The sequence below is a fragment of the Nocardia sp. NPDC005825 genome, assembly GCF_040630175.1.
In the GTDB taxonomy this organism is placed as follows: Bacteria; Actinomycetota; Actinomycetes; order Mycobacteriales; family Mycobacteriaceae; genus Nocardia.
In genome coordinates this window covers 1-18,930 of record NZ_JBEXXC010000027.1, presented here as the reverse complement: position 1 = coordinate 18,930, position 18,930 = coordinate 1, and the positions used below count along the sequence as shown (strand labels likewise).

At 70.4% G+C, this 18,930-nt stretch carries 21 protein-coding genes; 13 read left to right on the top strand and 8 right to left on the bottom strand.

Features of this window, described 5'->3' with window-relative positions; translation table 11 throughout:
• Positions 1-251 precede the first annotated feature (251 nt).
• Entirely contained in the window at positions 252-905 is a 654-nt protein-coding gene (ribA, locus tag ABZ382_RS35790; RefSeq protein WP_357098556.1) for a GTP cyclohydrolase II RibA, read from the top strand.
• Here the strand turns inward: ribA and ABZ382_RS35785 are convergent.
• Positions 902-2,398, bottom strand: coding sequence for a PfkB family carbohydrate kinase (locus ABZ382_RS35785; RefSeq protein ID WP_357098553.1), 1,497 nt, complete (start codon positions 2,396-2,398; stop codon positions 902-904). The two genes, ribA and ABZ382_RS35785, sit on opposite strands and share 4 nt — an antisense overlap.
• Positions 2,399-2,735: 337 nt before the next feature.
• Between ABZ382_RS35785 and ABZ382_RS35780 the strand changes: the two genes are divergently transcribed.
• The 3 genes from ABZ382_RS35780 (at position 2,736) to ABZ382_RS35770 (ending at position 3,858) form a co-directional block, all read left to right on the top strand.
• Positions 2,736-3,026, top strand: coding sequence for a hypothetical protein (locus tag ABZ382_RS35780; RefSeq protein ID WP_357098550.1), 291 nt, complete (start codon positions 2,736-2,738; stop codon positions 3,024-3,026).
• Positions 3,023-3,310, top strand: a complete 288-nt coding sequence (locus ABZ382_RS35775) for a hypothetical protein (protein WP_357098548.1) — start codon at positions 3,023-3,025, stop codon at positions 3,308-3,310. The genes ABZ382_RS35780 and ABZ382_RS35775 overlap by 4 nt, the downstream gene beginning before the upstream one ends.
• A gap of 143 nt (positions 3,311-3,453) precedes the next feature.
• Positions 3,454-3,858 (top strand): hypothetical protein, encoded by a 405-nt coding sequence (locus ABZ382_RS35770; RefSeq protein ID WP_357098545.1) that lies wholly within the window; start codon positions 3,454-3,456, stop codon positions 3,856-3,858.
• A 62-nt stretch (positions 3,859-3,920) separates the two neighbouring features.
• Here ABZ382_RS35770 and ABZ382_RS35765 read toward each other — a convergent pair whose 3' ends face one another.
• Genes ABZ382_RS35765 through ABZ382_RS35755 form a run of 3 tightly spaced genes read right to left on the bottom strand, consistent with a single transcriptional unit; the run spans position 3,921 to position 6,292 of the window.
• On the bottom strand, positions 3,921-5,000 hold the full coding sequence (locus ABZ382_RS35765) for a quinone-dependent dihydroorotate dehydrogenase (RefSeq protein WP_357098595.1): 1,080 nt from the start codon (positions 4,998-5,000) through the stop codon (positions 3,921-3,923).
• An 18-nt stretch (positions 5,001-5,018) separates the two neighbouring features.
• A complete protein-coding gene (locus ABZ382_RS35760; RefSeq protein ID WP_357098542.1) occupies positions 5,019-5,285 on the bottom strand; it encodes a DUF5703 family protein in 267 nt (88 codons plus the stop codon).
• Entirely contained in the window at positions 5,285-6,292 is a 1,008-nt protein-coding gene (locus ABZ382_RS35755; RefSeq protein WP_357098539.1) for a hypothetical protein, read from the bottom strand. The genes ABZ382_RS35760 and ABZ382_RS35755 overlap by 1 nt, the downstream gene beginning before the upstream one ends.
• Positions 6,293-6,509: 217 nt before the next feature.
• Between ABZ382_RS35755 and ABZ382_RS35750 the strand changes: the two genes are divergently transcribed.
• The 4 genes from ABZ382_RS35750 to ABZ382_RS35735 all read left to right on the top strand — a co-directional run bounded on the left by ABZ382_RS35750 (position 6,510) and on the right by ABZ382_RS35735 (position 9,953).
• Entirely contained in the window at positions 6,510-6,866 is a 357-nt protein-coding gene (locus ABZ382_RS35750) for a hypothetical protein (RefSeq protein ID WP_357098536.1), read from the top strand.
• A gap of 101 nt (positions 6,867-6,967) precedes the next feature.
• A complete protein-coding gene (locus tag ABZ382_RS35745; RefSeq protein ID WP_357098533.1) occupies positions 6,968-7,504 on the top strand; it encodes a hypothetical protein in 537 nt (178 codons plus the stop codon).
• Complete coding sequence (locus ABZ382_RS35740; protein ID WP_357098530.1) at positions 7,456-9,606, top strand: MMPL family transporter; 2,151 nt, start codon at positions 7,456-7,458, stop codon at positions 9,604-9,606. The genes ABZ382_RS35745 and ABZ382_RS35740 overlap by 49 nt, the downstream gene beginning before the upstream one ends.
• Positions 9,603-9,953: a YrdB family protein gene (locus ABZ382_RS35735; protein ID WP_357098527.1), complete on the top strand. Its 351-nt coding sequence runs from the start codon at positions 9,603-9,605 to the stop codon at positions 9,951-9,953. Before ABZ382_RS35740 ends, ABZ382_RS35735 begins: the two co-directional genes overlap by 4 nt.
• 16 nt (positions 9,954-9,969) lie before the next feature.
• Here the strand turns inward: ABZ382_RS35735 and ABZ382_RS35730 are convergent, their stop codons facing one another.
• From ABZ382_RS35730 to ABZ382_RS35715, 4 genes are all read right to left on the bottom strand, one after another.
• Positions 9,970-10,812, bottom strand: coding sequence for a heme ABC transporter ATP-binding protein (locus ABZ382_RS35730; RefSeq protein ID WP_357098524.1), 843 nt, complete (start codon positions 10,810-10,812; stop codon positions 9,970-9,972).
• Positions 10,809-11,891 carry an iron ABC transporter permease gene (locus ABZ382_RS35725; RefSeq protein WP_357098592.1) on the bottom strand — a complete coding sequence of 361 codons (1,083 nt, stop codon included), beginning with the start codon at positions 11,889-11,891 and terminating at the stop codon, positions 10,809-10,811. The genes ABZ382_RS35730 and ABZ382_RS35725 overlap by 4 nt, the downstream gene beginning before the upstream one ends.
• Positions 11,892-12,028: 137 nt before the next feature.
• On the bottom strand, positions 12,029-13,063 hold the full coding sequence (locus ABZ382_RS35720) for an ABC transporter substrate-binding protein (protein ID WP_357098521.1): 1,035 nt from the start codon (positions 13,061-13,063) through the stop codon (positions 12,029-12,031).
• 20 nt (positions 13,064-13,083) lie between these two features.
• A complete protein-coding gene (locus ABZ382_RS35715; RefSeq protein WP_357098518.1) occupies positions 13,084-14,043 on the bottom strand; it encodes an aldo/keto reductase in 960 nt (319 codons plus the stop codon).
• A gap of 263 nt (positions 14,044-14,306) precedes the next feature.
• On the opposite strand from ABZ382_RS35715, the gene ABZ382_RS35710 reads away from it, so the two are divergent.
• The 5 genes from ABZ382_RS35710 to mshC form a co-directional block, all read left to right on the top strand.
• Positions 14,307-15,257 (top strand): undecaprenyl-diphosphate phosphatase, encoded by a 951-nt coding sequence (locus tag ABZ382_RS35710; RefSeq protein ID WP_357098515.1) that lies wholly within the window; start codon positions 14,307-14,309, stop codon positions 15,255-15,257.
• Between the two features lie 16 nt (positions 15,258-15,273).
• Positions 15,274-16,014, top strand: a complete 741-nt coding sequence (locus tag ABZ382_RS35705) for a histidine phosphatase family protein (RefSeq protein ID WP_357098511.1) — start codon at positions 15,274-15,276, stop codon at positions 16,012-16,014.
• A gap of 20 nt (positions 16,015-16,034) precedes the next feature.
• Positions 16,035-16,640 (top strand): DUF3090 domain-containing protein, encoded by a 606-nt coding sequence (locus ABZ382_RS35700; protein WP_357098508.1) that lies wholly within the window; start codon positions 16,035-16,037, stop codon positions 16,638-16,640.
• A gap of 4 nt (positions 16,641-16,644) precedes the next feature.
• Positions 16,645-17,442 (top strand): SCO1664 family protein, encoded by a 798-nt coding sequence (locus ABZ382_RS35695; protein ID WP_357098505.1) that lies wholly within the window; start codon positions 16,645-16,647, stop codon positions 17,440-17,442.
• A gap of 167 nt (positions 17,443-17,609) precedes the next feature.
• Positions 17,610-18,930: cysteine--1-D-myo-inosityl 2-amino-2-deoxy-alpha-D-glucopyranoside ligase (gene mshC, locus ABZ382_RS35690; protein ID WP_357098502.1), on the top strand; the 1,321-nt coding region annotated here is incomplete at its 3' end.

The window sequence follows — 18,930 nt, the reverse complement described above, 5'->3', positions numbered from 1 at the left end:
CGCGATCCGCCGCCCGACAGTGTCCGTTGGTGTGTGGTAACCGCCGGTCAGGACGGTGCGCAGGGGCAGCGATCCGACCGTTGCTGCGGAGTTGCCAGGCGGCACACGCAGACGGTGCCGAAGCCTACCCTTTCCCGGCGATCGCGGAGCGTATCCGGAGAGAATTATCGGCCACCGATTCCGGCGCGCGCCGTTATGCCCTGTTCAGTGATCCGGACAATCAGGACGGCGTCGGGACATACCATTCACTGATGGGTTCTCGGCCGGCGAAAGACGTTAGCCGACAAGCGATATGGGCCAGCCTCGACCACGCCAGCCACTGGATCTCCCGCAAGGGTCAAGAGCTCCGCGTCCGGGTCACCGACCTGCCGACCGACGCCGAAACCGGGCACATTCTGGCCTTCGGATCCATCGACGACGACTGCCTGGTCCGTATCCACTCGCAGTGCCTCTACGGTGAATCGCTGTCGTTCCAGGACTGTGACTGCGGGCCGCAGCTGGAACGTTCCCTCGACCTGATCCAGGCCGCCGGATCGGGCATTCTGGTCTACCTCGAACAGGAGGGCCGCGGGTACGGGCTGCTGGCGAAGGCGCGCGGCTACGAGATCAGCGAGCGCAACCGCCTCGACACCTACGACAGCTACCGGACTTTGGGGTACAGCGAGGATAAGCGCGACTACACCCACGCCGCGCAGGCGCTGGTCGCCCTCGGGCTGACCGAGGTGCGGCTGATGACGAATAATCCGCACAAACTGCAGGCGGTGCGCGACGCCGAGATCCACGCCACCGTGATCCCGCTGCGCACCCCGCCGCGGACTCGCCGGGAAGCCGACTATCAGCAGGCCAAACGCCGTCACGGGCACTGGATTCCGACCGCCGACCCGCCGTGGTCACCCGACCTCTAGGACGCGTCCAGGGTCGCGTCGATCGCCTCGCGGGTGGGCATGGAGTCGGGGATGCTCGTCTCCTTGCTGGCGCGCGCGGGAATCGCCGCGGCGGCCCACACCAGGTTGGCGTGCCCGGCCTGTCGGCGGCGGGCCGGGTCGGCGGGCCGGGGCTGGGTCATCAATCGGGCGATGAACGCCGACGCGAACGCCGATGAGGCTCCGGGCGCTCCCGGGCGGTCGGTTTGGATGTCGGCCCACACCGGCTCCGCGGCGGGGTCCGCGGCCGAGTACATCGCGCAGCTGTCGCCGTACAGCACCACGACCGACCCGACCCCGTGCTTCACCAATTGCCTGGCGATATCAGCGGATTCGACCCCGGGTCGCAGCGCGGCGAGCTCGCCGACCGAGGCGATCAGGTAGTCGACCGTCCGGAGGTAGCCGGGCAACAGGGCGGGGAATCGTTTCGGCGGTGGAGTGGCGCTGACGAACAGCCACGGCCGCGACTCCCGGTCGGCGATCGCGTCGGCCACCGCCGCGAGCACTTCGACGTTCTGCTCGAAGGTCAGCAGCACGGCGTCGGCGTGGACGAGCGCACGCGTGATCGGGATATCGGCGATATCCCTGGCGTCGAAGCGGATCCGGTCGTCCTTGCCTGCCACCGAGTAGTTCCCGCCGTCGCGGGCGACGGTCACCGCCGCGGTCGGAGTCGGTCCGCGCCGCGCACGCAACAGGCTGGTATCGACGCCGCGCGCACGCAGGTAGTCGACGATCAGTGCGGCTTTGTCGTCGTCGCCGACGGCGGCGAACAGACGCGCGTCCACGCCGAGCCGGGCCAAAGCGACCGCGCGGTTCAGTCCTTTGCCTCCGGCGTGCTCGGAGAATTCCCCGTACAGCGAGTCCCCGGCCTGCGGCAGCACATCGACGGTGCAGATGCGGTCCCAGGCGGCGTCGCCGATCACCACGGCGCTCGGCCGTGTCGTCGCACCGGGAAGGCCGTCGGCGGCAACGGACTCGAGGGTGAGCCCCCGCGCCAGCGCCGTGAACGCGTCCTCTTCCCGCCGGCCGCGCAAGGCGCGATTGTTGCGCGGCACCTGAGCGACCGGCACGCCCAGCGCTTCGTGCAGCGTCATCCAATGCAGGGCGAGACTGTCTCGTCGCTGCCCCAGCTCGGGGCCGTAGAGCTCTGCGGCGATCGGTGTCGGCAGTTGGTCGGCCAGCATGGACAGGTTCAGTTCCGCGTCGACGATGAGGCGGTCGGCCGGTTCGAGCGTGCCCGCGATGTACCGCAGCGCTTCGGGCAGCGCCGCTTTCGGGTCGCGGCCGGTGAGGTGTGCGACGCGGCGGACGATGACCAGGCCGAGCAGCGCGCCGAGGTCGACCGAGCGGTCGCGGTCACCGCCCATGGCCCAGCGCTTGCGCAGTTGCAGCAGGGTGTCACGCACGGCGCGCACGTCGTTGTCCTGCGCGGCCGTGTCGGCGCCACTGCTTCCCAGGTTCGGCTGCATCATCATTCGCCCCAACCATAAGACCGTCCACGTTTGAACGTCGGCGGAAACGGCAATCCAATTGTGACAGCGTCAAACTGCGATTCGGAAGTGCCAAATGCCATCCTGGAATTGGCAAATGAGCGCCGCCCGACCAGATGTACCGGGAGGTTCCCGATGACCGGACTACCCACGATCCGGCGGATCCAGCGGCGCGCGCCCCGCGCGTGCGGTGTGGCCGATCCCGATCTCCGGGCGAACATCCCCGTGCGATAGGCGAATTCGCCCGTCCACGTCGCCTCGGCCCAGCTCCGCGTCACACTCGATCCGGCGGTGACGCCTCCTCGTCTCATCGGAGGCCATCATGATTTACCCGAGTGCCAGCTCGATCACCAGCAGCATCACCGGCGAGTGCGCCGAACGCCTGCCCCGCCACCGCGAACCGGCCTGGCGGCTCAGCTGGCGGCAGACTCCGCTGCTGACGCGGGAGGAAGCGCTGGCGGCCATGGAACTGACCGAGCTCCTGCGGCGGGAGCCGGGTCATCACGGCGCGGCCTGGGAGCGTGCGTGCGCCCTCGGCGCCGCCCTGGGCATCGATCTCGAGGATGCCCGCATCGTCTTGCGCGCGCGTCGCAGGGAACGGGGAGAGTCATGACCATCTACACCACCGACGACTGGGCGATGACCAGCGATCTGACCGAGGAGAGCGCGGTGCGGGTGGCCGACCGCTGGACGCTGGCGTGGCGGTGCAGCTGGATGCCGGATCGATTGCTGACCCGCGCACAGGCGCTGGCGGCGATGGTGCTGGCCGAGGTGGTGGCCGTCGACCCGTACCCACGGGGGGAGGCCGCGCAGGGGCGGATGGTCGCCGCGGCGGGCGAGGTGGGGATTCCGTTGGAGCAGGCGGTGTTTCTGCTGCTGCGACGCCGGACGGCTTGACGTACCGACCGATCGGATCCGAGGGGTGGGGCAGAGTCGATGAGGGGATGGCAGGGCCCGCGGCGGCGACCGGTCGCGGCGGGCCGAAGACGGTGCACGGACGGAGATCCCGTGGCGTGCGCCGATGGCCTTGGGAGGTCCTGATGACGATCGATATCACGACGCGGGCGATGACCAGTGACATCAGCCCTGAATACGCGCTGCGCGAATACCGGCGCGGAGAGGTGGTGTGGCGGTTGAGTTGGCTTCCGGCACAGCACCTCACCCACGATCAGGCCCGGGCGGGGATGGAGCTCGACGAGGTGCTCTCCGATCCGGAGGTCGTCTACGACGAGGCCGCGCACCTGTGGGCCGCCGACCTGGCGACCCGGCTGGGGATCGGGGTCGAGCGCGCGGTGATTCTGCTGGCACAGCGATTGGCCGAACGCCTGCACCGGGAGCTGCTCGACGAGGAGCCCGGGACGCCGGTGGCGATGCTGTCGGGCTGGGCCACCGCCGCGCACGGGGCGGCGTCGACGGGGGCCCGCTCCCGGCATCTGTGGGGCTGACCGCACGACCCATCGGCCGTGCGGTTTCCCGGGCGATTCGAAAGGTGTTGCCCGCGAACGGGTCAGGCGCGGGCGCGGTGTTCGGCGCCGACGGCTTCGGAGAGGTTGGTGTAGCCGTGTTCGCGGAGTTTGGCGGCGAGGCCGTGGTGGATGTGTTTGGCCCAGAGGGGGCCGCCGTAGATGAAGCCGGTGTAGCCCTGCAGGAGGGAGGCGCCGGCGAGGATGCGTTCCCAGGCCTGGTCGGGGGTTTCGATGCCGCCGACGGAGATGAGGGCCAGTTTGTCGCCGACGCGGGTGTAGAGGCGGCGCAGGACCTCGAGGGAGCGGTCGGCGACGGGGGCGCCGGACAGGCCGCCCGCGCCGATCGGTTCGACCTCGGCGGCGGGGGTGGCCAGGCCGTCGCGGCGGATGGTGGTGTTGGTGGCGACGATGCCGGCGAGGCCGAGTTCGACGGCGAGGTCGGCGACGGCGTCGATGTCGTCGTCGGACAGGTCGGGGGCGATCTTGACCAGGACCGGGACCGACACCGAGTCGAGCACGGCCTGCAGGATCGGGCGCAGCGAGGCGACGGCCTGCAGGTCACGCAGGCCGGGGGTGTTGGGGGAGCTGACGTTGACGACCATGAAGTCGGCCAGCGGGCCCAGCAGTTTCGCCGAGATCGCGTAATCGTCGGCGGCGTCCTCGGGTTCGACGACCTTGGTCTTGCCGATATTGGCGCCGATGGGGACGCCGCCGGGCAGCCGGTGCGCGAGATGCTCGGCCGCGGCGGCGGCGCCGAAGTTGTTGAACCCCATGCGGTTGATGAGCGCCCGGTCCGCGGGCAGGCGGAACAGCCGCGGCGCGGGATTGCCGGGCTGGGCCTGGGCGGTGACGGTGCCGATCTCGGCGTAGCCGAAACCGAGTGGGCCCCACGCGTCGACGCCGTCGGCGTTCTTGTCGAAGCCGGCGGCCAGACCCAGCGGCGCGGGGAAGTCCACGCCGAACACGCGGGTGCGCAGGATCGGATCGTCGGCCACCAGGACCTTGCCGGTGAGGGCGCGGCCCGGGGTGAACCGGGTCGCCAGCTTCATCGCGGCGAAGGCCAGATGGTGGATGCGTTCCGGCGGCAGCAGGAACATCAGCTTCAGCAGCAGGGCGTACAGGCGCTCATACATAGGGGGTTACATCACCGCCTCGGGTGTCGGGGATAGCAGGGGAGTGGTCTTGCGGCGGCGCAGTAACACGCGGCGGCTGCCGTCGGTGTAGGCGCGCACCCGCGAGAGCTCCCAGCCACCGAATTCGGCGTGAATGGACAGTCGCATGGTGGCGGTGACCCTGGTGATGCCGGGTGGCAGCCGCAGGGGCACGTACTCCCATTCGTCGCTGGATTCCTCCCAGCCTTCCGGTAATGTGCGCGATTGGCGCGCCGATCGTGAGGCCCGAGCCATCACTGCCCTCTCTTCCGCTGGTCCGCGCCGATCCGCTGCAGACCGTCGCCGGTCGCGGATCCCACGAACAGGTCACCGGTGCGGGCATCGACGGTCACCGAGTTGGGCTGGCGCACCGTCGGGTAACGCCCCACCTCTACCGGTATACCCGTCGACAGCTCGTAGCCGACGACTTCGTTGCTGCCTGTCAGCGTCACCCACACGGTCTCCGACCGCTGATCGTAGGCGAGTGCGTAGGGCGAAGAGCCTACCGGGAAACGCTGGTGCAGGACCAAAGGATCAGCGGTGTAGACCAGCAGTTCGGCGCCGGCGGTGTCGGTGACCAGGCGTCGGCCGAAGTGGTCGCCGATCATGTTGGTCACCCCGTCGCCGGCGCGCAGGGCCAGGCCGAGCTTGTGGGCGTCGAGGTCGAGCTCCACGATCGCGGACTGGCGGCGGTCCACCACGACCACCCTGCCGTCGCCGGTGTCGATGGCGTCGGCGGCCGACAGGCCCGTAATGGTGTGGCGCACAGTGCCGTCCGCGTCGAGCAGCAGCACCCGGCCGTCGGCCAGCCCCGCCACCAGCGACCCGTCGGGGCGCAGGCCCACCGAGTGCAGGTCGCCGTCGACGGTGACGGTGGTGAGCGCGCCGCTGGCGACATCGACGCGAACGATCTTGCCGGGCACCGCGATCAGCACCTCGCCGGGCTTGCCCGCGACCAGGGCGGCGGCCTTGCCGGGCAGGGCGACCGGGCGGGTGACGCCCTTGTCGATCAGGTTCAGGGTGGCGCCGGAGTCCACGACCGCGGCCAGGATGCCGGTGGAGGGTTCGTCGAGCAGCAGCGCGATGGGCGCGCTCGCGTTCACCTGCCCCGCCGGGGCGGCGGTGGCGGTGGGTGCGGCGGCCGGGGTGGCCGGGTCGCGGGTGGCGTTGTTCGCGTTGTCCGGCTGGTCCGAACATCCGGTCAGCAGGGTCACCACGGTCACACCCGCGAGGGCTGAACCGATCCAGCCGCGACGGCGCATGCAGCGAACTCCTTACTGACCGAACTGACCGACGAAATCATGCGTGCTCTCTAATCTGACCATGTCCCGGGTTCCAACCGTGTGACCGGGGGTCCGCGTGCCGATCTCACCCGTGCCTCCGGCGCCGACTTGCATGATGTGACATGGGGATTCGGTGGCGGTGTCGGGGCAAGCGGTTACCGTGGAGTGCAAAAGCGGTCTGTATCAGGGAGATCTGTTGGTTGCCGACCAGAGCGCGGGGTTCACCGTCGAGGACGTGACCGTCGGGCGCTACGCGCACGGCTTCGGCGTCACCGGGGACGGGCGGTCCTTCGCCTTCCGAACCCATCGATCCACCCTCACCGTGGAGATCTACCGCCCGGGCGTGACCACCGCGGTTCCGGCCCCGGAGGACGTCGAGGCGATCGCGGTGGCCCCGGTCACCGACATCGATCTCGACGACGAACGCAGCGTGGTGGCCCTGGTCCGCGACCTGATCCCGCAGGCGGTCCCGGTCCCCGCGGCCCAGCCCCGCGAAGCGACCACGGTGCGCGCGCTGCTGGGCCGGTTGGGCGCGGTGATCGAGGGCCGCTGACGCCCGCGGGCGGCGCTGTCTGTGACACAGAGATCACTTCCGGGCGCGGGCCGTGCCAAACTAACGGCACACAACCGCAGTTCGAACTCCCGAGGATGTTGATGCGACTTCGACGACCGGCCGCCACCGCGCTGCTGCTGACCGTGCTGGGCGCATCGCTCGCCGGGTGCGGCGGCTCCGACGACGAATCGAAGATCGCCGAAGCGCGGTCCTCGGCGTATGCGGCGTTGAGTTCGTCCTCGCAGGCCGCCGCCGCGCAGAGCAGCGTCAACCGGCCCGGGATCCCGAGCGCCGCGGAGCTGGACTCGCAGATCAAGCGGGCGCTGGACCCGAACCTGCCCGACAGCGATCGCACCGCGCTGATCGAGGACGGGGAGGCGTTCAAGGACGCGATCCCCGACATGTACAAGGCGCTGGCCGACAATCCGCGCGCGGTGTACGGGGTCAAGGACCCGGTGTTCGACAACCATGACGGCACGCTGACCGCGACGCTGAGCCTGGACAAGGACGGCACCGGCACGAACGTGCGCACCACGGTGGTGCATTTCGTGGCCAAGGACGGGCATTGGAAGATCTCGCGCACGGATCTGTGCGGGATTCTGCGGTCGGCCGACTACAAGACCGCGGCCTGCGGCTGATGCTCGAGGCCGGATCCCTGCGGTGGGGGCGGCTGATCCACCGCTTCCGGTTCCTGGTGTTCGCCGTGTTCGGCCTGGCCGTGCTGGTGTCCGGGTTCTACGGGCGCGACCTGGGCGATCATCTGACCCAGGAGGGCTGGTTCGACGAATCCAGTCAGTCGGTGGCGGCCTCGAAGCTGGCCGACTCCACCTTCGGCCGCGACACCGACGCCGACCTGATCGCGATCTACACCGCCCCGGCGGGGATGACCGTCGACGACGAACCCGTGCGCAGCGCGGTGGCGGCGGAGTTGACGCGGTTGCGCACCGAGCACGCCGACCGCATCCTCAAGATCGATTCCTATTGGGACGGCGCGCTGATGGGACAGTTCGCCGACGCCTCGCGCACCCACGCCTTCGCCAGTATCGGGTTGCGCGGTGACGGCGGCACCGACACCGTCGACAACTATCTGGCCATCAAGAACGAATTCCAGGCCGGCACAACCGGTTCCGGGCCGGGCGGCACCACGGTGCAGCTGGCCGGTCTGCAGCCGGTGGTGGAGGGCATCAACACCGGCATGCAGCGCGACATCGAGCGCGCCGAGCTGATCGCGCTGCCGCTGGTGGCGATCCTGCTGTATTTCGTGTTCGGCGGCGTGGTGGGGGCGCTGCTGCCGGTGCTGATCGGCGGCATGACGATCCTGGGCAGTCAGGGCATCATGCGGCTGCTGACCAATCATCTGCAGGTCAACGTGTTCGCCTCGGCGGTGGTGACGCTGGTGAGCCTGGGCCTGGCCATCGACTACGGGTTGTTCGCGGTGACCCGGTTCCGCGAGGAGCTGGCGGCCGGGCGCAGCGTGGAGGAGGCGACCGCGCGCACCATCGCCACGGCCGGGCGCACGGTGTTGTTCTCGGCGGCGATCATCGCGGTGAGCCTGGGCGCGTTGTTCATCTACCCGAACGGGGTGCTGCGGTCGGTGCCGTTGGGCGGCATCTCCTCGGTGCTGCTGGCGGCGGTGCTGTCGGTGACGGCGTTGCCGGCGGTGTTGTCGATCGTGGGGCCGCGCATCGATCTGTGGGGCTGGCATCGGCTGGCCAGTATCCGCACCGCCGAGCAGATCGATCGCGGATTCTTCTCGCGGCTGGCGGTTTTCGCGATGCGCAAGCCGTGGCTGGTGATCGTGCCGGTGGTGTTGATGCTGCTGGCGTTGATCCTGCCGTTCCGCAGTATCGAGTTCGGCGGGTTGAGCGAGCGGTATCTGGCGGCGGACAATCCGGCGCGGGTGGCGCAGCAGGACTTCGACCGGCTGTTCCCGCATTTCCGCACCGAGCCGTTGAAACTGGTGGTGGTGGGCGCGAATCCGCAGCAGCTCTCCGATATTCGCTACGAGGCCAACCAGCTGGTCGGTCCGCGGATGACGGGTCCGTTCGATCCGGCCGCGCCGACCAAGGATCAGGTGACGGTGCTGGCCAGCGGCCTGTCCGACAAACGCGACGCCGACTCGGTGATCGCGGCGCTGCGCTCGATCCCGCAGCCGGACGGGGTCGCGGTGATGGTGGCGGGCGTGCCCGCGCTCGAACGCGACAGCATCCAGGGGTTGATCAAGGGCCTGCCGCTGCTGGTGCTGATCCTGGTCGCGGCGGCGATCGCGTTGATGTACGCGGCGTTCCGGTCGCTGGTGCTGGCGGTCAAGGCGGTGGTGATGAGCGCGCTCAGCCTGGGCGCGACGCTGGGCGTGCTGACCTGGATCTTCGTCGAGGGGCACGGGGCGGGACTGTTCGACTTCACGCCGGGCCCGTTGATGTTCGCGGTGCTGGTGCTCATCGTGACGGTCCTGTTCGGTCTGTCGACCGACTACGAGGTGTTCCTGCAATCCCGCATGGCCGAGGCCCGCGCGTCCGGTGCTGACGCGCCCGAGGCGATCCGGTACGGCATCGCCCACACCGGTGGCGTGATCACCTCGGCGGCCGCGATCCTGATCGTGGTGACCGGTGCGTTCGGGTTCTCGGATCTGGTGCTGATGAAATACATTGCCTACGGCATGATCGCGGCATTGGTGTTGGACGCCACCGTGATTCGCATGCTGTTGACTCCTGCGGTGTTGAGGTTGGTCTGGCGATGAGCGTGCTCAAGGGCGCGAACCTGCTGTTGATGTTCCTGCTGGAACTGGGGGTGCTGGCCGCGGCGGCCTGGTGGGGGTTCACCGTGTCCGCCCCGATCGCGGTGCGCATCGTGGCGGGGCTGGCGGTTCCGGCGGTGTTCATCGTGGTGTGGGCGCTGTTCGGCGCGGCAAAGGACGCCCGGTTCCCGCAGACCGGGTGGCGGCGTATCGCCCTGGAGGTCGGGTGGTTCGGTGCGGCGGCGGTGCTGCTGGGTCTGGCGTGGACGCCGGTGGCCGGGATCGTGTTCTTCGCGATCTGGCTGGCCAACGGCGTCCTGCGGCTGGTGTGGGGCCAGCAGCAGCTCTGACCGCGCCCGCGGGTGCTCAGCCCCGGACGGGCAGCACCAGTTGCGCGCCGGTGACCGGATGGTCGAACACGTCGACCGGATGCTGGTAGACGCGGGTGAGCAGTTCGGCGGTGAGGATCTCGCGGGGCGGGCCGTCGGCGGCGATGTGTCCGGCATCGAGCACGGCGACGCGGTCGGCGTAGGCGGCGGCGACACCCAGGTCGTGCAGCACGACCACGACTGCCGCGCCCGCGCTGGCACGGTCGCGGGCCAGACGCAGGACCTGTTCCTGGTGGCCGAGATCGAGTGCGGCGGTGGGTTCGTCGAGCAGCAGCGTCGCGGTGTCCTGGGCCAGCACGCGGGCCAGGGCGACGCGGGCGCGTTCACCGCCGGACAGCGCCGGGAACGGGCGTGCGGCGAAACGTTCGACGTCGGTGGCGGCCATAGCCGCGGCGATGGCCCGCTCGTCGTCCTGCTGGCGCGGGGTGCGCGCCCACGGGGAGCGGCCCATGGCGACGACTTCGCGGGCGCTGAACGGGAATCCGACGGTGTGCGACTGGGGTAGCACCGCGCGACGGCGGGCCATGTCCAGATGCGTCCAGTGGGTGAGGGCGTGGCCGTCGAGTTCGACGCTGCCGCCGCTCAATTCGAGCTCCCCGGCCAGCGCGGCCAGCAGCGTCGACTTGCCCGCGCCGTTGGGACCGACCAGAGCCACGATCTGCCCGGCGACGACATCGAAGTCGATGCCCTCGAGGACGGTGCGTTCGCCGCGTTTGGCGCTGACCTTGCGGGCGCGCAGGGTCGCCGCACCCGGTTCGGGGGTTTCGGGCAGGGCGGGGGTGCGCCCGAAGATCGTGGTGAGCTCGCGTAGGCCGCTCATGCCCAGCCTCCCGATCGTGAGCGGGTGCGGCGCAGCAGCCAGAAGAAGAACGGCCCGCCGACCAGTGAGGTGATCATGCCCAGCGGCAGATCCGCGTTGTGGACCAGGGCGCGGGCACCGATGTCGGCGGCCACCAGCACCACCGCGCCGACGATGGCCGACAGCGGGATCAGCACCCGGTGGCCGGGCCCGACCAGCATGCGCACCAGGTGCGGCACGATCAGCCCGACGAACAAGATGATGCCGGTGAACGCGACCCCGGCGGTGGCCAGCACCGCGACCACGACGATCACGTTGCGCCGCAACCGTTCCACGTCCACGCCCAGATGCCGGGCCGCGGACTCGCCCAGCGCGAGCAGGTCCAGGCGCGGGGCCATCCAGATCGCGGCGGCCAGGCCCAGCAGCGTCAGCGGCCACACCACGTTCACCGACTGCCAGGTGGCGCCGTTGAGGCTGCCCATCTGCCAGAACACGATCTGGTCGCGCGCCGCGGGCGAGGCGGAGAACAGCAGGAACGAGATCAGGCCGCCGGCGAAGGCATTGATGGCGACACCGGTCAGCACCAGGGTCACCACTTCGGTGCGGCCGTTGGAGCGGGCCAGCAGATACACCAGCAGGGTGGTGGCCAGTCCCGCGGCGAACGCGCCCGCCGCGACCGACCAGGCGGCCACGAACGCGCCGCCGGCGACGATGACGGTGCCCGCGCCGACCGCCGCGCCCGCGGACACGCCGATCACGCCGGGTTCGGCGAGCGGATTGGCGAACACGCCCTGCAGCAGGGCGCCGGCGGTGGCCAGGGCCGCGCCGACGAGCATGCCGAGCACGACGCGCGGGAAGCGCACCTCCCACAGGGTCACGTATCCGGCCGGGTGGGCGGGCATGGGACCCCAGTCCAGGCCGATGCGGTGCAGGAACGCGCCCGCGACCTCGGCGGGACTGGTCGGCACCTGGCCGATGGCGGCCGAGATCAGCGCGAGCATCACCAGCGCGGCCAGCGCGCCGGCGAAGATGACCGCGTTGCGCGACCATTTGCGGCGTGCGCTGGGAGGCACCTCGACCGCCGGCTCCTGCACGGTCATCGACTCGTCGCCAGCGATCGGTGCGCCGGGGCCGAGCGCGGTGGCAGCGCCGTTGTGCGCCGGGGTGCGGTCGTCGTGGGTGTTGTTCGGTGAATCCATGTGGGGGCCTTGGTTGTCGGCCGCTCCGGGGCTCTTGCTCATGCGGCGGCGGGGCCGTAGACGGCCTTCACGAGGGCCGACAGCACGCGGCCGGTGTTGGGGCCGAAGGAGAGCAGGACGGCGTCGGACATGTCGATCACGCGGCGGTCGCGACCGGCCGGGGTCTGGGCGATGCCGGGGACCTTCTCGAGGCCGTCGACTCCGCCCACCGAGGCCAGGCCATCGCTCATGAGCAGCAGCGCGTCGGGGGCGGCGGCGATCATGGCCTCGCTGGTGATGGGCAGGAAGTCCTTGGTGATGCCCGACGCGGTGCCGGCGTCGATGCCGCCGATGGCGGTGATCAGCGAGTCGGCGCCCGAGCCGGGTCCGGCGATCATGGTGATGGCGGCGCTGCGCAGGTACAGGAACGCGATCTTGGGTTTGGCGTCCTGGTGCGGCACCGAGGCGATCGCGGCGTCGATCTCGGTGCGCGTGCGCTGCCCCAGCGCCTTGCCCGCCTCGGGGACGCCGAGCGCGGCGCCCACGGCCTCGATCTGCGGGACGACTCCGGCCATGGTGCGTCCGGTGTCGAAGTACACGACGGTGATGCCCAGGGCGCGCAGCTGGTCACGCAGCGCGGGGGTGACGGTGGTGGTGTCGGTGAGGAACACCGTGGGCCGCAGTGCCGCAACGGCTTCCACGCTCAGGGTGCCGCTGCCCGAGGACACGGTGGGCAGGTCGCGCACGGCGGGGAACGCCGCGGAGTTGGAGCGCCCGATCAGTTTCGAGCGCAGTCCGAGGGCGACGACGGTTTGGGCGAGGGTGCCGTAGCGGTCGGCGGCGATGATGCGGGAGGTGTCGGTGACGGTGACCGGGGTGCCGTCGAAGGAGGTGACGGTGACCGGCAGCGTGGCAACCGGTTCGGGTCCCAGCGTGACCGGGTCGAGGTCACCGATCTCGGCGGTGACGGGTCCGCGCCCGCCGGTGCTCGTGGTGCCCGAGCCGCAGGCGGTGACCCCGGCGACGAGACCGACACCGAGCAGCAGGATCACCAGCGTGCGGGCGGCGGTGCGGGCATTCACGAGACACCTCATGCAGGCAAGGCTAGCCTGGCTCATTCTGTGCGTGCGCTCACGTCTCCGAGGGCCGCGGCGATGGCACGCGGCAGTTCGAGGGTCTCGGCGGCCAGGATGCCGGTGAGCTGCCCGATGTCGCGGGCTCCGACCAGCATCGAGGCGACCGCGGGCTGGTCGCGGATCCAGGCCAGCGCCACCGCCAGCGGCGAGGTCCCCAGCCCGTCGGCGGCGGTGACGACCGCGTCGACCACCCGCACCGCCCGGTCGTCGAGATGCGCGGTGATCTCCGCGGCGGTGGACTCGTCGGCGCCGCGGGAATCGGCGGGCACCCCGTCGCGGTATTTGCCGGTGAGGATCCCCCCGGCCAGCGGCGCGGTGGCGATGACGCCGATGCCGTGATGCTGTGCGGCGGGCACGAATTCGTGCTCGACACCGCGCGCCAGCAGCGAGTAGGGGGTCTTCGCGGCGGTCAGCGGCGCGGCGGCGGCGAGGGTGGCCAGCTGCCAGCCGTCGTAGCCGCGCGCTCCGGCGTAGCGCACGCGTCCCGAGCGCACCGCCCACGACAGGGTGTCGGCGATCTCCTCGAGGGGGGTGTGCGGGTCCCAGGCGGCGACGGTCCACAGGTCGAGGTGGTCGGTGCCGAGCTGGGTGAGGGTGTGGTCGAGCTGGCGGCGCATGGTGCGCCGGGAGGCGTCGACGGTCCAGCGCACCGCGGCGGGCGCGTCGGCGGGCGCGTCGCTGAGTATCGGTGTGTATCCGGCACTTCCGGACAGCACCAGGTCCTCGCGGCCGACTTCGGCGATCAGCTCGCCGAGGATGTGCTGGGCGGCGCCGTCACCGTAGGCCGGGGAGGTGTCGACGAGGTTGCCGCCGGCTTCGACGAACGCCAGCAGCTGGGCCGCGGCGTCCTCGGCGTCGGTCTCCCTGCCCCAGGTGTGGGTGGCCAGCCCGAGCCTCGACACCCGCAGTCCGCTGCGGCCGACCGTCCGTTGTTGCATCACCGCGCTTGCCCTTTCGTCACACGCGTCAGCCTAGGCGCACCGGCGGCCCGCGCCCGGCTACGGCCCGCGCCGAGCGCGGCGAATTCCGGCGCGCGCGAGCCGGAACCCGATTTCACCCGGGGGTATCGGGCGCGCCATCACCGCCCGGTAGGGTCGCAGCGTTGCGGCGGGGCGCGAACGCCGCGCCGGTGGCGGCCCGGGGCGTCGAAATGCTCACCGGGAGCTGATGATTCGGGACTGGAGGCGGCGTGGGTGAGTCGATGACGTGGGTGCAGGCGCTGGTGCTGGGCCTGGTGCAGGGTCTGACGGAATTTCTGCCGATCTCCTCGTCGGCGCATCTGCGGATCGTCTCGGCGGTGTTCTTCGGCGATGACGCGGGCGCGTCGTTCACCGCGGTCACCCAGCTGGGTACCGAGGCGGCGGTGCTGGTGTATTTCGCCAAGGACATCTGGCGGATCCTGGTGGCCTGGTGCACCACGGTGTGGATGAAGGTCGCTGGGCGTCAACATGATTCGGTGCCGCTGCACGAGCGCGCCACCACGCAGCTGCCGGTGCTGACCGAGGACGGCTCCTTCGCCTACGGCCCCGATCCCGACACCCAGCGCGAATTGGACTACCGGGTCGGCTGGTATGTGATCATCGCCACCATCCCGATCGGGGTGCTGGGTCTGCTGTTCAAGGACCAGATCCGTACCGGCGCACGGAATCTGTGGCTGATCTCGATCATGCTGATCGTGTTCGCGCTGGTGATCGCGGCGGCGGAGTACTACTCGGGCAAGACCTACGGGCGCGCGCGCCGCCCGATCGAACTGCTCACCACCCGTGACGGCCTGATCATGGGCCTGGCCCAGTGCCTGGCCCTCATCCCGGGCGTGTCGCGTTCGGGGGCGACGAGCTCGGCGGGCCTGTTCTGCGGTCTGACTCGTGAGGCGGCGGTGCGGTTCTCGTTCCTGCTGGCCATTCCCGCGGTGCTGGCCTCGGGCCTGTTCAGCCTCCCCGACGCCTTCGAACCCGCTGGTGAGGGCCTCAATGCGTCGGGTCCGCAGCTGCTGGTGGCCACGGTGCTGTCCTTCGCGGTCGGGTACGCGTCGGTGGCGTGGCTGTTGAAGTTCGTGGCGCGCCACTCGCTGGACTGGTTCGTGGGCTACCGCATCGTGCTGGGGTTGACGGTGATCGCGCTGCTGGCGACCGGCGTCGTGTCGGCGACCTAGTCGGTAGGCTGTCCCGGTGACGGTGATCCTGTTGCGGCACGGCGTGTCCACGTCGAACATTGCCCGCACCCTGGCCGGGCGCAGCGCCGGCGTCGATCTGACCGACCGTGGCCGTGAGCAGGCCGCGAGCCTGGTTCAGCGGCTGGGATCGCTGCCGATCGAGCACATCGTGTGCTCGCCGCTGCTGCGCTGCCAGCGCACCGTCGCCCCCTTGGCGGACAAGCTGGGCCTCGAGGCCGACCCGGATGAGCGGCTGCTCGAGGTCGACTACGGCGATTGGACCGGCAAGGCGCTCGCCGACCTGGTCACCGAGCCGTTGTGGAAGGTGGTGCAGCGGCAGGCGTCGGCGGCGCGGTTCCCGTCGGGCGAGTCGCTGGCGGAGGTGCAGTTCCGTGCCGTGTCCGCTGTGCGCGAACGGGATCGGCAGTTCGCCGAGCGGCATGGTAGCGATGTGTTGTGGATTGCGTGCACGCACGGCGATGTCATCAAGTCGGTGCTGGCCGACGCGTTCGGCCTTCACCTCGACGGCTTCCAGCGGATCGTGGTGGAACCGGCGTCGATCAGCGTCGTCCGCTACACCCCGAACGCCCCCTATGTGTGGCGTCTCAATGACACGGGTACCGATCTGTCCGGGTTGGCGGCGATTTCACCGCGAACTGGCGGCGAATCGCGCTCGGGGCCGGTTCCCGGCGGAGAAACGGGTACCACCGACAGTACGGATAATGGGGCTGGCGAACGCCCCGATTCATCAGTGTGAGTGAACCGAATGGAGGTGCAATGGGCCGGGCAATCCATATCTTCCGCACCCCCGATCGTTTCGTCGCCGGCACCGTCGGCGAGCCGGGCGACCGCGCGTTCTACCTGCAGGCGGTGCAGGAGCCGCGGGTGATCAGCGTGCTGCTCGAGAAGCAGCAGGTGAAGGTGCTGGCCGATCGGATGGGTCTGCTGCTCGACGAGGTGCAACGGCGCTTCGGGACCTCGGTGCCCCCGCAGGCCGCCGACGTGGCCGACACCGCGCCGCTGGTGACGCCGATCGACGCCGAATTCCGGGTCGGCACCATGGGTTTGGGCTGGGACGCCGACGCGGGCGCGGTGGTGGTGGAGCTGTTGGCGATCACCGAGACCGAGGTCGACGAATCGGTGGTGCTCGATGACACCGAGGAGGGTCCCGACGCGGTGCGGGTGTTCCTGACCCCGGTGCAGGCGCGGGAGTTCGCGTTGCGCTCGGCACGGGTGATCGCGGCGGGCCGACCACCGTGCCCGCTGTGCGGGGAGCCGCTGTCCACGGCCGGGCACATGTGTGTGCGCACCAACGGCTACAAGCGCGGCGACATCTTCGGCGCCACCGAAGCCGACGACGACTCCGACGATTCCGAGGACTGATCCGGTGCCGGCCTCCAGCAGCCCCACGGCAGACCGGTCGTGGCAGACCGCCGAGTTGACGGTGATCGGTCAGGTCACCACCGCCAGCAACGTCACCCTGGTGTGCGAGGCGGGCGCGGGCGGGCAGCGGGTGGTGTACAAGCCCGAGCGTGGGGAGCGGCCGTTGTGGGACTTCCCCGACGGCACCCTGGCCGGGCGGGAGGTGGCCTCGTATCTGGTGTCGCAGGCGCTGGGGTGGGGCGTGATCCCGGAAACGGTGTTGCGGGAGGGGCCTTTCGGGCCCGGCATGGTGCAGCGCTGGATCGACACCGCCGAGGACGAGCCGAGCCCGGGTCTGGTGGATCTGTGCCCGGTGAGCGCGATCCCCGACGGGTATCGGGAGGTGCTGCGGGCGCTGGATCCGGGCGGGCATCCGGTGTCGCTGGTGCACGCCGACGACGAGCGGCTGCGGCGGATGGCGGTGCTCGATGTGCTGATCAACAATGCCGACCGCAAGGGCGGGCACGCCCTGCTGGCTCTGGACGGGCGCGTGTACGGGGTGGATCACGGGATCTGCCTGCACACCGAGCCGAAGTTGCGCACGGTGTTGTGGGGGTGGGCCGGTGAGCCGGTGGCCGACGAATTGCTCACCGACATCACGGTTTTGGTGAAGGCGCTGCCCGGGGAGCTGGGTGAGCGGCTGGCGGGGTTGATCACCGACGCCGAGATCGACGCGCTCGAGGCGCGGGGGCGGGCGTTGCTGGACGAGCCGGTGATGCCGTTGCCCGCCAGTCAGCGGCCGATTCCGTGGCCCGCGTTCTGACCCCCGCCGTCCCGGTCGCCGCGGCGTTCTCGTCGCGCTGATTGCAAGCATTGACACCGCCGGGTCGGCGACTAGGGTGCAGGTCGGCCCGGTCGGGCGCGTGTCGTGGGGCACACCGGTGCGGGGGCGGCGACGTCGCGGCCCGATCCCAGGGATAACCTCGAATCATGCAGTCCTGGTCCGATACCGCTGTCCCGACCGTCCCCGGATCCGGACCAGCGTTGCGTTTGTTCGACACCGCCGACAAGCAGGTGCGCCCGGTGACCCCCGGCGCGACCGCGACGATGTACGTCTGCGGCATCACCCCCTATGACGCCACCCACCTCGGCCACGCCGCCACCTACCTGACCTTCGACCTGGTCAACCGGTTGTGGCGCGACGCCGGCCACGAGGTGCACTACGTGCAGAACACCACCGACGTCGATGATCCGCTGTTCGAGCGGGCCGAACGCGACGGCATCGACTGGCGTGAGCTGGGCACCCGCGAGATCAACCTGTTCCGCGAGGACATGGCGGCGTTGCGGGTGATCCCGCCGCGCGACTACATCGGCGCGATCGAGTCGGTGCAGGAGGTCGTGGACCTGGTCGACAAGCTGCTGGCCTCGGGCGCGGCGTACGTGGTCGACGACCCGCAGTATCCCGACATCTACTTCCGTCACGACGCGACCGAGCAGTTCGGCTACGAGTCGGGCTATGACCGCGAGACGATGGACCGGTTGTTCGCCGAGCGCGGCGGGGATCCGCAGCGGCCGGGCAAGCGCGATCCGATCGACGCGCTGTTGTGGCGGGCCGAGCGCCCGGGTGAGCCGTCGTGGCCGGCGCCGTTCGGGGCGGGCCGTCCGGGCTGGCACATCGAGTGTGCGGCGATCGCGGTCAACCGCATCGGCACCGAGTTCGATATCCAGGGCGGCGGCAGCGACCTGATCTACCCGCACCACGAGTACTCCGCCGCGCACGCCGAGGCGCTGGTGAAGGGGCGTCGCTTCGCCCGCCATTACGTGCACGCGGGCCTGATCGGGCTCGATGGCGAGAAGATGTCGAAGTCGCGCGGCAATCTGGTGTTCGTGTCCAAGCTGCGCGCGGCGGGCACCGATCCGGGCGCGATCCGGCTGGGCGTGTTCTCCGGGCACTACCGCAGCGACCGGGAGTGGTCGGATGCGGTACTGGCCGACGCGGTTTCGCGGCTGGCGTTGTGGCGTTCGGCGGTGGCGCTGGACTCGGCTCCCGAGGCGACCGACACCGTGGCGCGGGTGCGCCGGCACCTGGCCGATGACCTCGACACCCCCAAGGCACTCGCGGCGCTGGACGCGTGGGCGCAGCAGGCGCTGGCCTACGGCGGCCCCGACGCGACGGCTCCGGCGTTGATCAAGGACACCGTCGACGCGCTACTGGGTCCGCGTGATCACAGTTCTGACCTGCCGTGGCACGGGCGAACCCCACGGGTCCCCGGCGAACATGCTCGCGAACGTGACCAGGCAACTCGATCCC